Source organism: Marinobacter sp. OP 3.4, assembly GCF_036224885.1.
GTDB lineage: Bacteria > Pseudomonadota > Gammaproteobacteria > Pseudomonadales > Oleiphilaceae > Marinobacter.
On sequence record NZ_JAVVLT010000032.1, the window covers coordinates 77779 to 91452 of the forward strand.

Genomic DNA, 13674 nt, shown 5'->3' on the forward strand with positions numbered 1-13674 from the left:
ATAAATGCCACAGCAGGATGTCACATGTGGCATATTGCCTCAATCCAGATTACCGTTTCTTCACTACAGGATTCAATTAACGCATTGATTGCATTGGATTTTGCAAAAAACGCCGCATTGGCACGGCAATTGAAACACTGGCCAGCGAACCTTAAACCAGCATGAGGACTTCAATTATGAAACACCTTCTGACTTCCGCCGCCATTGCCATCACACTGGTTGCCGGTGCACCGGCTGTGTACGCGCAGTCCCAGACCCAGGAACCCACACAGACTGACCAGGGCAGCTACAGCAACCCGTCAGCCGCCGGTGAGGCAAAGACCGACTACAACGACGAGGAACTGCGCAAGTTTGTCCAGGCCCAGGACGGCATCAACGATATCCGCGACGAGTACATGGCCAAGATCGAGGAAGCCGGTTCCCAGGACGAAGCCCGTGAACTCCAGATGGAAGCCAACGACAAGATGGTAACCGTCATTGAGGATGCCGGACTGGACATCCCCACCTACAACGCCATTGCCACGGCCTACAACAGTGAGCCCAGCGTCCGGAACCGGGTCGATGCCCTGATGTAAACCGTTCATAGCTTCCTGCCTCAGCTTGCCCCGTCCCGTGACGGGGCTTTTTTTGTCCGGCGGTCCCCCGGGGCCGGTACCGCATCCGAGCCAACTCGGCTAGGATAGGGCTTTTGGGATACGATCCACCAAGGAGACATCACCACCCATGAAAGCCAGGCAAAACGGCGCCCTGGTACTGGCCATGGTTAGCTGCCTTTTCCTGTCCGCTTGCAGCGACAATGACGACGCGGTCACCGGACTGTTTCCGGACGAACCGGAGCCGGAAATCTGGCGATTTGCCCTGGAAGAAATCGGTGGCAGCGTTCAGGACGCCTGGGCCCAGGAGTTCCGCCGACGCATCAGCGAGCTTTCCGAGGGCCAGGTGCAGGTGGAAATCTACCCCTACGGTTCCATCGGCACCTCACCGCACCTTACCCAACTGGTGGAGGATGGCCGGGTACACCTGGCATTCGCCTCCCCCGGCCATGTCGCCGATGACATTCCGGAAGCCGGCATTTTCCTGCTGCCATTCCTGTTTCCCGAGTCCGACGAGGCCAATCGCCGGACACTGGCGGACAGCGAACTGCTGACACTGCTGCAATCGGGCTGGCAGGATGCGGGCCTGCAGCTGCTGGACCTGGTGCCCGAAGGCTGGATGATCTGGACTGCGGACAGACCCATCCAGTCCCCGGATGATTTTGACGGCCTGCGCATGCGCACCATGACCGCTCCCCTGCAGGCGGAGGTGTTCCGGACCTGGGGTGCCGAACCGGTCCCCATGCCCTACTCGGAGGTCTACGATGCCCTGCAACTGGGTCAGGTGGACGGCCAGAGCAACCCCGCCTTCGCCATTGCCGAGATGAATTTCCATGAGGTCCAGTCTGTCATGACGGTGCCGCGGGCCACACGCTTCGTGGCCAGCGTGGTCAGCAACCGGGACTGGTACCGGAACCTCGACGACAGGCATCGGCAGTGGCTGAATGCCGCCCGGGCGGGCATGCCGGAGTTTATCGATGAGGTACAGCGGAATTACAACCGTCGACGCCTGCAACAGATCCGGGAGTCGGGGCGTATTACCATGGAACGCCTGACGGACGAACAGCGTGAGCGGTTCCGTGAGGCCAGCCTGCCAGCCCGGGACAGTTTCCTGGAGCGGGCCGGGGAGCGCGGCGAGCGCATCCTGCAACGGGTGCAGTCCCTGTCCCGGGACGAGGGCGCTGACTGAGCCAATCCCGGCCTCCGTCCCGCTATCGACCAATCCATCAACCCCACCCAGCCAACCGGAGTCCCCCTTGCCAGAAAGCCGGAGCCTGAACGACACCGCCGAACACCTCTATGGCCTGATTGCCAATGAAGAAGATGCCCGGGTCTGCACCGATCTGCCGGATGAAGCCTGCCGGGAGGTGCCCCGCAACTTCTTCCTGATCCTGGCCAGTAACGTGCTCACCAAGCTTGGCGATCTGCTGATCAGCCCCAAGACGGTACTGGCCTGGCTGCTGAATGCGGTGGGGGCCCCCGCCCTTGTAGCCTGGCTGGTGCCGATCCGGGAGTCCGGCTCCATGCTGCCGCAGATGGTGATTGGTGCCTGGGTGCGGCGAAAGCCGGTACGCAAGTGGTTCTGGGCCCTGGGCGCACTGGGCCAGGCGGTCAGTGTGGCCGCCATGGCCGCCAGCGTGTGGTTCCTGGAGGGCTATGCCGCCGGTGGTGGGGTGGTGGCCGCGCTGGTGGTCTTTTCCCTGGCCCGGGGGTTCTGCTCCGTGTCCATGAAGGACGTACAGGGCAAATGCATCCCCAAGGGCCGCCGTGGCCGACTGTCGGGCCTTGCCACCACCCTGGGTGGCAGCGCCACGGCCGTCCTGACCGTGGTACTGTTCTGGGACCGGGGCGAGCCCTCGATGCTGTTCTACACCCTGCTGCTGTTACTGGCCGCCGGTTTCTGGGTGGTGGCCGGGGTGCTGTTCGCCAGTATTGACGAGTATGACGGGGAAACCAGCGGTGGCGGCAATGCCCTCAGGGACGCATTCAACAACCTGGGCCTGCTGCGGACGGATCCACTGTTCCGTCACTTCGTGATCACCCGCGCGCTGCTGCTGTGCTCTGCCCTGGCCTCCCCCTACTTCGTGCTGATGGCCCAGAAACAGGAAGATTCCGCCTGGCTGCTGGGCGTGTTCCTGCTGGCCAGCAGCCTGGCCAGTTCCGTCAGCGCCAGCGTCTGGGGCTGGATGGCGGACGCCAGCAGTCGGCGGGTGATGATCCGCGGCGCCACCATCGCCAGCGGCACTTGCCTGGTGGTGGGGGCCGCCGCTCTGTTCCTCGGGGAGCAGGTCGGGGGTCGCTGGTTCTACCCCCTGGCGTTCTTCATCCTCAGCATCGCCCACGCCGGGGTTCGCCTGGGCCGCAAGACCTACCTGGTGGATATGGCCGGTGGCAACAAGCGCACGGACTACACCTCGGTCAGCAACTCGGTGATCGGAATGCTCCTGCTGGTCACCGGGGGCCTGACCGCCCTGGTGTCCCTGATTTCCGATATCGCGGTCATCCTGTTCCTGGGATTCATGGGGCTGGCGGGCACCGTCAGTGCCCTGCGGCTGAAAGAGGTTTAATCGGGTGCCCCGTCAGGGCGCGCGGCCATCGTTGAGGGCCAGGGCGCCCCGGACCACCCGGTAGATGTACCAGATGGCCAGCCCCAGCAGGATGAACCAGCCGATCAGCAGGAAGGTGGTCACCGTGCCAATGACGCCCCAGAGCAACCCAATCCAGAAGGTGCGGATCTGCCAGCGGAAATGGGGCTCAAGCGGGCTGTTGCGGGCCTCGTCCTGCTTGAGGTAATTGATGATCACACCGGCGACGGCCATCAGGCCGCTGGTGGGGATCGCCAGGGCCTGCAACAGATAGACCGCCACCACCACCTTCCACAGCGGGTCTTCCGTGTACCGGTGGCCGGGGCGGCCTGTGGGAATCACTTCAGGATCGGTCAAGGCTGGATTCCTGTCTCTGGACATGTGGCTCCAGTATAGGACGGCAGGCGGGGTCCGGGCCATCCCGCCCCCATTCCGCCACGATCGATCAGCGCCGGTTATGCTCACCCGGCCGATAACCCAGCCGCAACCCGCCCCAGTGGCGACCATTCACGAGGATGGGCACTGACAGGTCGTGCATGATCTCGCCGGTGTCCCGGCGGTAGGTCTGCAGCAGCATGGCATCGGTATGGCTGCCGCAGCGGGCGCCGGTACGGTCGTTGAACAGTCGTTTACTGCGGCTGCGCACCAGGTCCTGCTCGGGGTTACCGGTGGGCTCGTGGGAAAAGGCCCGGTTATGGGTCGGCACATAGCCATCCGGCGCCGTGGCAATGGCAAATACTAGGGCGTCGTGGGACTGCACCACCGGCTCCTGTATGTCCGGCAACACCCGGTCGGTAAACTCGTCAAAACCGCTGTGGTACTTGGTGGGGGTGGTGTCCGGCACCGGCGTTCGCTGGTGATCGAACAGTTGTGACTCGGTGAGTTCCCCGCTTACCAGGGCCTGCTCGAAGCGTTTGCCGATGGCGTCGGCGGCCCGGGCGGCCTGTTCATAGAAGAAGCGGTGGTAACTCTCGCGGCTGCTGGCGGCGAACGCCGCATTGGCCTGTTCCGCGATGTCCATCAGGCGTGCCGCCTGGGTCGCCAGCTCCCCGACGCCCCGGTCACTGTCCGCCATCTGGTCACGAAGGGTTTCCACCCCCTGCAGGACCTGCGCCAGGTTGCGCTCGTTTTCCCGGTCGCTGTCGGCAATGGCGGACACCTCGCCGGCCAGCTGGTCGGCCTCATTGCCGATATGTTCCAGGTTGCCGGACACGGATTCCACGGACTCCAGCCCCCGTTCCACGGAACGGGACAGACTCTCCACGCCCTCCAGGATGCTGGCGGTGGCCTGGCGTATCCCCGCCAGCACCGAGGCCACTTCGGAGGTGGCCTCGGTGGTCCGGGAAGCCAGGCTGCGAACCTCGTCCGCCACCACCGCAAACCCGCGCCCCTGCTCGCCGGCCCGGGCCGCCTCGATCGCCGCGTTCAATGCCAGCAGGTTGGTCTGCTCGGCAATACCCTCGATAACCGAGGTCACCCCCTGGATCCGGTCCGACTTGTCATTCAGGTCGCGGATCAGCGACAGGTTCTGTTCCGACTGCTGGTGCACTTCCCGGATATCGCCAATGGCCGCGCCCAGGGCCTGACGCCCCTCACCGCTCAGATGGCTGGCGCCCCGGGCCCGTTCGGACGCCTCACCGGCCTGCCGGGCACTGTGCTGGACAGTCTCGGTCACCTGGCGGGCGTAGTCCGCCATCTGCCCGATTTCACTTACCTGCTGGTCCAGCCGCTGCTTGAGCTGGTCCGCGGCCCAGGACACTTCAGCCGCGGAGACCGCATTCTGGTCAGCAGAGGAAGACAGGGTTTCCACCAGCGCCCGTCCGGCGGCGGCCTGGTCCAGCAGGGGTTGCAGTCGGGAATACCAGGGGTGGCGCCGGTCCAGCTCGCCTCGGGCGAGCCTGTCGGCAGTGGCGACCAGGGGCGCCATTGCCAGTCGCCACCAGAGCACCACGAGCACCATGGCCGTTGCCACGGTGGCCACCGCCACCAGCAGGGGTTGCGAACCACTGGCAACGGCGGTCAGGCCGGCAACACAACCAACAATCAGGACTGCAATCAGCCCGGCAAACACGGCAAACCGGCTTGATGTCTCCATTGAGACCTCTCGTTATGCTTGTTTTGTTCATATTGTAGTCAAACAAGCATACGTGATCCGCCTACCGGGGAAACTCCGACTTTAGTGAGATGGAAGGAAGGGCAATAGGGCGACGGGAAGTCGGACGACAGACCAAAAAAAGCAGGCGCGGACGCCTGCCTTTTTACTCAGAAAACCAGGACCGGGTTACTGGGTCATCTCGTCCGCGGTCTCTTCCATTTCCTCACCGGCCTCACTGGCGGCGTCCTGAGCGTCATCACCGGCTGCTTCCATTTCATCGCCCATCTCTTCAGCCGCTTCGGAGGTGGATTCAGCGGCCTGCTCCATCGGGTCTTCCTGGGTGCCGGTGGCATCCTCAAAGGTTTCCTCGGTGGCGTCGGCTGCATCTTCCGTCATTTCCTCAACATTCTCTGCAGCCTGATCCATATCTGCGCCTTCTTCAGTGTCGTCGCTGCAGGCAGCGAGGCCCAGAACCAACATCAGTGTGAAGAAACTCAGCGTCAGTTTTTTCATCGGTCATCCCTTTTGGTTGGTGAGAACACGGCCAACCTCTTGCGAACCGAGATTTGGTGTCCCGCCTGGGTAATTCGTTAGCCAGACGGGACACTGGTTCACGTCGCCGTGTAGTCACCCCCGATACTAGGGCACGTCATGTAATGTTTGCATTGCCATGAGGTTACCGGATTTCAATAACCGTTCAGATTGTGACCGTCGATAATCAGGATATGATCCACCGCCAGCAGTACTCCCTTGTCCAGGGCGACGAAATCGCCCCCGGGGCGGGTAAACAGATCCCGTATACGTGAATGTACCACCTGCACCTGGCCCGAGGCATCGCGGTAGACCAGTTCAACGATCTGCTGCTGAAGAATGTAGTGGGTCAGCTTCGACCTCAGGGACGTTTCCAGTAAGCGCCTTGCGTTAGCCATATCCTTGCCTGTGAGAAGCGGAACCCCGATGGGGCACTGGATGGGTCCGCTGATTGATTATTGTCGGGCACCAGCAAAAGTCTGGATCACATTCCCGGCATTTTCCAGAAACCGTTGTCCGGCCCGGGTCTGTCGGGTCATCTCCCTGACCTGCCTGTTCCCTGCCCGGCCTTTTGTTTAGAATAGCCCCGCTTACCATACCTTCCACTTTATCAAAGACAGGATGCCCCATGGACTGGCTTCAGGTTGTGATCCTTGCCCTGGTACAGGGAATTACCGAATTCCTGCCGGTATCATCCTCCGCCCACCTGATCCTGGTGCCGGTGCTCACCAACTGGCAGGACCAGGGGCTGGCGTTTGATGTGGCGTTACACCTGGGCAGCCTGCTGGCGGTGGTACTGTATTTCCGCAGGGACCTGACGGCCATGACCATCAGTTGGGGCCGATCCCTGCAAACCCGCCAACCCGATGCCGACGCCAGGCTGGCCTGGGCGGTACTGCTGGGAACCATCCCGGTGGGGTTGGCCGGACTGGCCTTCAAGGACACTATAGAGACCGTGCTCCGGTCACCGCTGTACCTGGCAGCCGGCCTGATCGTGTTCGGTGTGGTGCTGGCCTGGGCGGACCTGCGTCACCGGGGCAGTCGCACCGAACACCAGATGACCTGGAAGGACGTGCTGGTGATCGGCTGCGCCCAGGCGTTGGCCCTGTTTCCAGGCACCTCCCGCTCGGGCATCACCATCACCGCCGCCCTGTTCATGGGCATGAACCGGGAGGCGGCGTCCCGCTTTTCGTTCCTGCTGTCGATCCCGGTTATCGTGCTGGCCTGCGGCCTGCTGATCAAGGACCTGATCGAGACCCCGGAACCCATCCAGTGGGGCTTCATGGCGGTGGGCGTCCTGCTGTCCGGGATTTCCGCCTACCTGTGCATCCACTATTTCCTGGCCTTTATCAAGCGCATCGGGATGATGCCTTTCGTGGCCTACCGCATCGTGCTGGGAATTATCCTGATCGGCATATTCGCCTGATCCACCGGACTCAGAACCAGCCGGCCCGCATATCCAGGCAGGTGGTGTCCTGGTTCTGCAGCAGGACCAGATCCTGGGCGACTTCCGGCAGGGTCCAGTGGAAGAAGTACCGTGCCGCCTGCAGTTTGCCCCGGTAGAACCCCTCATCGCCGGCTTCCGCGCTGGCCAGCCCCCCGGCCGCCGCGTTGGCCTGGCGCAGCCACATCCAGCCGGCGAGCATTTCGCCAAACAGATGGAGGTAGCGGGCGGCATTGGCCAGTACCCGGTCTCGGGAGCCGGCCTGCAACCCCTGTCCCAGGCCCTGGGTCACTTTCACCGCCCGTTGCAGGGTTTCACTCAGGGACAGGGCCCATTGCTGGGTATCCTGGGTGGTGGCGGCCTCCAGGTCCTTCTGCAGGACCTGCAGGAAAAGCTGTAGTCCGTGACTCTGGTGTTGCCACACGCGCTGCCCCAGGAAGTCCCTGGCGTAGTCACTGACGTCAGCCGGATCCGGCGCCGGGGCGTCGCTGTTCCCCAGACTCACCGACGTTTGCCACGCGGCATAATGGGGCCACCAGGCGATCAATGGCTGGAGGAAGGCCAGCAGGCGCTCGCAGGCCTCACGGCGTTCCAGGTCCGGATGGCTCTGGGTATCCTCCGCCAGCGATGCACCGTACAGACACATGGACAGGGCGGCCTCGCAGCGGCTCTTCGCGGCCAGCAGACGCCCCCTGAGATCTGCCGCATCTGGGCTGTCCAGGGCATCGGCGGACAGTGGCGCCAGGGCTTCCAGGTAACCCCGCCAGGCCGCCAGGGACGCCGTCATGGGGCCGGCCACCAGTTCCTCGGAGCGGGTGCGAAACAGTCGTGATGGCTGACCAGCGGCCTCGTAGAGGCCATTGCCAAGCGTCAGGACCACCTCCGGCACCACCCCCCCCGACCCTTCCGCCAGGTCTTGTGCATGGTCGTCACCAGCGCCGCTGCGCCCTGCGGACAGCCGGCTGAAGGTTTCCACCACGGTCCTCAGGGACGTATCCGAGTGCGCCTGGTAGCGGTCACGGGAGACCAGCGTGCCGGTATCAAGGATATCGAAAAGCTGAAACAGGAATTCCCGGGACTCCACCTGACTGGCAACCATGATCTCTCACTCTCATATAACAGGACACTGGGAGGCGATCGCTCGCGCCGGACTCACCGGCCGGGGCGGCACCGCGCAGAGGCAACAGCCTCGCACAGGGCGGGAATCAGTTCCATAGCGCAACACAAATCCCTGATATCCGGACTATCCTGAAAACGGGATCCACCCACGACTCGCCGGCCAGACCATTCCCCACGAAAGGGCCGTTGCTGTCTGGAGCACCCTCGCAAACCGTTCTCAAATCAGAGGACGAGCGGCTGGCCCGGGCAGGGTTTTATGCCATACCCGGGGAAGAAACGTCAGGTCACACGGGGATAGACATCCCGGGTGCCCCCCTTGGACAGCACCCACTGCCAGAGCTGGAGGTCCCGGGCACGGAAGGCCCCCGCACAGGACAACAGGTAGAACCGCCACATACGGAAGAAGCGTTCCCCGAGCTCATCGGAGAAGCGGGGCCAGGCCTCCTCGAAGTTACGGTACCAGGCCATCAGGGTCCGGTCGTAATCCGGACCGAAGTTGTGCAGGTCCTCCACCACGAACAGGTCGTCCACCGCATCACCAATCTGGCCCACGGAGGGCAGCTCGCCGTTGGGAAAGATATACTTGTCGATCCAGGGGTCGTTGCCATGGGAACGCTGGTTCTTGCCAATGGTGTGGAGCAGGAACAGCCCGCCGTCCTTCAGGCAGCGCTGGGCCACCTCCATATAGGTTCGGTAGTTCTTTTCGCCCACATGCTCGAACATACCGATGCTGACAACCCGATCGAAGGTTTCATCCACCTCCCGGTAATCCTGCAGCCGGAATTCCAGCGGCAGGTCCGGGTAGTGGCGCTGGGCGTAATCCACCTGTTCCCGGGAAATGGTGATACCCACACACTCAACACCATAATGCTCGGCGGCGTAGGCCATGAAGCTGCCCCAGCCGCAGCCGATATCCAGCACCCGCATGCCGGGTTCCAGTTGCAGCTTGCGGCAGATCAGGTCGAGCTTGGCTTCCTGGGCCTCGTCCAGGTTGCTGGCGTCCTTCCAGTAGCCGCAGGTATAGGTCATGCGGGCATCCAGCATGGCGCCATAGAACTCGTTGCCCAGGTCATAGTGCCTTTCGCCCACCTCACGGGCACGGGACACCGTCTGCCGGTTGAGCAGGCGGGCTTTCAGGTAGTGCAGCAGCACCCGGGTCGGGCGCACCTGACGGGCCAGCCGGGCGCGCAGCACCCGGTGAATGAATTCGTCCAGGGACTGGACCTCCCAGTCGCCATCCATATAACTCTCACCCAGCCCCAGACTGCCGGCCGTAAAGATCCGCTCCGCCACGCCGGGCGTATTCAGTTGCATATCCCAGGGCCGATCGCCCCCCAGGGTAATGTCGGCTCTCTCCAACAGTTCACGAAGATAATCCTGGAGGGACGATCGTCCCGAGAGTGATGTCTTTCCAGACTGTTTTGACAGCTCCATGAAAATTCCCCCTACCAAGACGCTTGGGCAGAAAACCGTGACATCCCTTTATAAAAATAGACCCGGTTTGCCCATTTTTTAAATTGGCGTGCTCAATAGGTTGGAAAGCCGGTTTCTATAACGCCGGCATCGACAGGGAAAATCCAGGCGCCCGGCCTTCCTGTCCGCCGGACGCCCGGATGCTGGCTACCGGTTCCAGATCAGGACACCCTGCCGGTCATCACCGATACCGATAACGATGCTTCTATCCTGGTGGTAGCGCCGATGGTTCCGGTCGCCATGCCTTTGTCTGTCCCTGTGGCCACCATGGTAACGGTGGTTACGTCTGTCATGGTCACGCCAATGGGGCCCATGGCGACCCGGGTGATGGTCGCGGTAACGACCATGGCCTCGATGGCCGTGGTCCTTGTGACGGTCCCTGACCCTCATCCTCAGACGGTCCTCATGCCGGTCATGCTCCTTGTGCCAGCCAGATCCCCGATCACGGTCCCGGTCCCAATCGCGATCCCGGTCCGCCATGGCAACCGGGGCGGAAGCCAGTATGGCCGCCCCTACTATGGCAATCAGTCGCTTCTTCATAGGGTCCTCCTTTGTGAAACCCTGCGCGGGAATACCGCGCACGCCGTTGAGTCTGTGGCTCCACCCTACCGTGCGGGATGTAAAGCCATGTTTGGGGTCGGGTAAAGATCCTGTAAAGCCCACGATCGAAACAGCCGGCCCGCTTCAACGGGTGAGTCATGCCATGGCATAACCCACCGTTTTGGAAGATAAAACGCAAACCAGGTCTCATTACTAAATATTTCGTGTAATACATGTCATATTTTTCGAGACATTTACTGGTTTTGTCTTAATTAACCATTAGCCTTGCTATACAGGTTCCGGTTAAAAACCGGCAACCCGATGTAGGAGGAACGGGAGTTTCTCCAATAAAAACAGGGCCCGGTGGCCGGCACAGCCACCTCCAGTGGGCCCGGGAAGTGATGAGAGGGAGGTGCCTGTGTCTGAAGACAAACCGACCAATGTCCCCATCAGCTCGGGGAGGCGTCAGTTGCTGATCGGCTCTGGCCTACTCGGCGCAGCAGCGGCGGTCAATCCCGGAATGGCTTTTGCCCACTGGGGCAGGGGCGGCTGGGGCTGGTGGAACCCGGAAGAAAACGTCGAGCCCGTCGACTGGACCGTCGATCAGTTGCGTACGGCGCTTACAGCACTCAGGGATGACACATTCTTTGCCATGATCGCCTTCGGTGTACCCGGTGACGATCCGTACTCCGAATACCAGGGTGTCAGCACCCCCTACCCCGGCGGCATCACCACCCGGGCCGACCTGTACCTGTTCGGCGGTACCGACCTGCTGGTACCCATGCCCCCGGAATTCATGGATCAGATGCTGGCCTCCATTGCCACCTATCTGAAACTGTCCCCCATGGACATTCCTGACATGGCCGCTGAAGACGTGGGCGAAAACGGCGAATACATCCTGGAGAACCTGGACAGCACCTTCACCGAGTTGCTGGAAGGCGAAGTCTCCAATTCAGTACTGGTGGCACTACTGCTGAACCTGGCCGCCACCCGTGTCTCCGGTTCCATTGACGGCCCCTTCCCGTCACCTTTTGCCAACCTGTCCTGGGAGCAGAAGGCCAAGGTTTTCGAGGAACTGGAGAACGAGCACTCCTGGCTCAAGCGGGCCATTACCTGGGCCATCCCCAACCGGGATTACCGGGAAGCCGCCCCGGGCGTCCTCAACCTGATGGTTTCGTTCATGCTGCGAATCTCGGGTTTTGGCAGCTACTGCGAGTTCGCCGTGTTCAACCCTGCCACCCGTGAAGTGGTCCAGCGTCCGCTGGGTTGGGTTCTGAGCCAATATGCGCCCGATGCGCCGCCCAGCGGTATCGGTAGCGACGACTTGATCGGCTATTTCCAGGGTCGGAGGAGTGTCTGATGCGTGATGTCATTATTATCGGTGCTGGCGGCGGTGGTCCTGTCGTAGCCAAAGAACTGGCCGAACGCGGCCTGGATGTGCTGGTTCTCGAGGCAGGCGCACGCCACGCCAACCCGGAACAGGAATGGTCCGCCCTTGAAAACCACATGAACAGTTCCCTGACCGGCAAGCTGCGCTTTGGTCCGTCGGACCCGGCCAAGCCGGCCTGGTTCCGGGAGAACGCCACACCCGGTACGTTTTCACAGGTCGCCGGGGTCGGAGGTACCACCCTGCACTACTATGGCAACAGCCCCCGGGCCATGCCGGGTGTCTTTGCCGGCTACCGGGGTCGTGACAGTCGCCTGTACGATCATCGTCACCGCTTCCCGTTCAGCTACGACGAGATGCGTCGCTACTATGAATGGACCGAGGCGACCCTGCCGGTCCAGACCGCGGCCATGGGTACCAAGGAAAAGGCGTTCTTCGACGCTGCCGCGGCCTCGGGCCTGCAGCCCATTACCGGCAAGGACGTCACCCATGCCGGGTTCCGGCCCCAGGAGAATGCCATCCTGCAACCCGGCGGTACCGCGGGCAAGACCAGCGATGCGTCACAGCTGAGCTATCCCAACGCTACCGGCTGTACCCTGTGTGGTCACTGTTTTCAGGGCTGCATGCTGCCCAAGGGCGCACCCCGTAACCTGAAGGCCCGTCGCTCCACGGACAACAGCTACACGCCCATGGCGCTGACGGCGGATCTGTGGAAATCCGGTGGCAAGGCCATCACCCTGATCAGCGATGCCTACGTGACCCGCATCCTGTCCGATCGTCGCTGGGGTCGTCGCATGCAGAAGGCCACCGGTGTCGAGTGGCGTGACGTCAACACCGGCGAGGTTCATAGCGAAGACGCCAAGGTTGTGGTCATGGCCGGCGGCTGTATCGAGAACCCGCGCTTGTGGATGAACAGTGACCTGCCCGATCCCAACGGCTGGGTTGGCCGTGGCCTGACCGATCACGCCCTGGACTGGGTAACCGGCATCTTCGATCACGACGTGGGTGGTGCCAGGGGGACCTCCTGCTCCTCCCGTGCCGACTTCCCCGGTTACGGCGCGATCCAGAATACGGCGAATACGCCTGGCGTCGCCGCCAACAACCTGGCCGCCAGCGATAGTGGCATCCGTGGTGCCTATACCAATGGCGCCGGCGGCCAGGGTGCCTGGGACGGCCAGCCGGGGCGCGTCTTCGGTACCGAGCTCAAGGAGATGATGTCCAACATCAATAACCAGATGAGCATCCTGGTACTGACCGACGACGACGTGGAACGCCATAACAAGGTGGATGTCTCCCGGGTATTCGAGGATGATCACGGCCCGGTGGCCAGGGTCAGCATCGACAAGCGTCGCCGTTCACGCCGTACCAAACGCAACCGTGACTTCCTGGCCAACAAGTGCGCGGAAATCCTGCGTGCCGCTGGCGCGAAGAAGATCGTACGCACCGACTGGACGCCGGTGCTGCTGCACCTGCAGTCCTCCATGCGTATGGGCGACCATCACCGCAACTCGGTGCTGGACGAGAACTGCGAAGCGCGGGCCGTGGAAGGGCTGTTCATTGCGGACAACTCGGCGCTGCCGAACTCCCTGGGCGGGCCCAACCCGACCCTGAGCACCCAGGCGTTGGCCACCCGTACTGCCGAGAAGATCTTCCAGCAGTACTTTGGCGGTGATGCCTGGGTCGGCAACGAAAGCCCGATCTGCTCCATTGATGACGTGGTCACACAGGCCGTTATCAACCGGGGGCTGTAAAAGGAAGCAACCGGGCCGGTCACTGACAGCTGGCCGGCCCAATAACACCAGTGCCGCCAGGGACCGGCGGTACAAGTCGGAAGGAATCCGGCGACCTTTGGGGGTAACACTCTGCTTGCAGAGTGTCGTTTGGCCCGGCAGTTTCTGCCGGGCCTT

14 protein-coding genes are annotated in these 13674 nt (G+C 62.4%); 7 read left to right on the forward strand and 7 right to left on the reverse strand.

From position 1 onward, the window contains the following. Positions 1-24 precede the first annotated feature (24 nt). The 4 genes from RO069_RS05445 to RO069_RS05460 all read left to right on the forward strand — a co-directional run bounded on the left by RO069_RS05445 (position 25) and on the right by RO069_RS05460 (position 3160). Positions 25-165 (forward strand): hypothetical protein, encoded by a 141-nt coding sequence (locus RO069_RS05445; RefSeq protein ID WP_328185790.1) that lies wholly within the window; start codon positions 25-27, stop codon positions 163-165. Between the two features lie 11 nt (positions 166-176). Further along, complete coding sequence (locus RO069_RS05450; RefSeq protein WP_328185792.1) at positions 177-575, forward strand: DUF4168 domain-containing protein; 399 nt, start codon at positions 177-179, stop codon at positions 573-575. Between the two features lie 148 nt (positions 576-723). Continuing rightward, positions 724-1782 (forward strand): TRAP transporter substrate-binding protein DctP, encoded by a 1059-nt coding sequence (dctP, locus tag RO069_RS05455; RefSeq protein WP_328185793.1) that lies wholly within the window; start codon positions 724-726, stop codon positions 1780-1782. Positions 1783-1849: 67 nt separating this feature from the next. Beyond that, positions 1850-3160 carry an MFS transporter gene (locus RO069_RS05460; RefSeq protein ID WP_328185794.1) on the forward strand — a complete coding sequence of 437 codons (1311 nt, stop codon included), beginning with the start codon at positions 1850-1852 and terminating at the stop codon, positions 3158-3160. 12 nt (positions 3161-3172) lie between these two features. Here RO069_RS05460 and RO069_RS05465 read toward each other — a convergent pair whose 3' ends face one another. The 4 genes from RO069_RS05465 to RO069_RS05480 form a co-directional block, all read right to left on the reverse strand. Further along, complete coding sequence (locus RO069_RS05465; RefSeq protein WP_328185796.1) at positions 3173-3535, reverse strand: DUF4870 family protein; 363 nt, start codon at positions 3533-3535, stop codon at positions 3173-3175. An 88-nt stretch (positions 3536-3623) separates the two neighbouring features. Beyond that, positions 3624-5273 (reverse strand): methyl-accepting chemotaxis protein, encoded by a 1650-nt coding sequence (locus RO069_RS05470; RefSeq protein ID WP_328185797.1) that lies wholly within the window; start codon positions 5271-5273, stop codon positions 3624-3626. Between the two features lie 186 nt (positions 5274-5459). Next, positions 5460-5786 (reverse strand): hypothetical protein, encoded by a 327-nt coding sequence (locus tag RO069_RS05475; RefSeq protein ID WP_328185799.1) that lies wholly within the window; start codon positions 5784-5786, stop codon positions 5460-5462. Between the two features lie 173 nt (positions 5787-5959). After that, complete coding sequence (locus RO069_RS05480; protein ID WP_328185801.1) at positions 5960-6202, reverse strand: hypothetical protein; 243 nt, start codon at positions 6200-6202, stop codon at positions 5960-5962. A 230-nt stretch (positions 6203-6432) separates the two neighbouring features. Between RO069_RS05480 and RO069_RS05485 the strand changes: the two genes are divergently transcribed. Continuing rightward, positions 6433-7230 carry an undecaprenyl-diphosphate phosphatase gene (locus RO069_RS05485; RefSeq protein WP_328185803.1) on the forward strand — a complete coding sequence of 266 codons (798 nt, stop codon included), beginning with the start codon at positions 6433-6435 and terminating at the stop codon, positions 7228-7230. A 10-nt stretch (positions 7231-7240) separates the two neighbouring features. Here the strand turns inward: RO069_RS05485 and RO069_RS05490 are convergent, their stop codons facing one another. From RO069_RS05490 to RO069_RS05500, 3 genes are all read right to left on the reverse strand, one after another. Then, positions 7241-8347: an acyl-CoA dehydrogenase C-terminal domain-containing protein gene (locus RO069_RS05490; RefSeq protein ID WP_328185804.1), complete on the reverse strand. Its 1107-nt coding sequence runs from the start codon at positions 8345-8347 to the stop codon at positions 7241-7243. 299 nt (positions 8348-8646) lie between these two features. Further along, a complete protein-coding gene (cfa, locus tag RO069_RS05495; protein WP_328185806.1) occupies positions 8647-9801 on the reverse strand; it encodes a cyclopropane fatty acyl phospholipid synthase in 1155 nt (384 codons plus the stop codon). A 186-nt stretch (positions 9802-9987) separates the two neighbouring features. Further along, positions 9988-10380 carry a hypothetical protein gene (locus RO069_RS05500; protein WP_328185807.1) on the reverse strand — a complete coding sequence of 131 codons (393 nt, stop codon included), beginning with the start codon at positions 10378-10380 and terminating at the stop codon, positions 9988-9990. 418 nt (positions 10381-10798) lie between these two features. Between RO069_RS05500 and RO069_RS05505 the strand changes: the two genes are divergently transcribed. Further along, the gene (locus RO069_RS05505) at positions 10799-11740 is read left to right on the forward strand and encodes a hypothetical protein (protein WP_328185808.1); all 942 of its coding nucleotides are present in this window, start codon (positions 10799-10801) and stop codon (positions 11738-11740) included. Then, positions 11740-13518, forward strand: a complete 1779-nt coding sequence (locus RO069_RS05510) for a GMC family oxidoreductase N-terminal domain-containing protein (protein ID WP_328185810.1) — start codon at positions 11740-11742, stop codon at positions 13516-13518. Before RO069_RS05505 ends, RO069_RS05510 begins: the two co-directional genes overlap by 1 nt. The last annotated feature ends 156 nt before the right edge of the window (positions 13519-13674 follow it).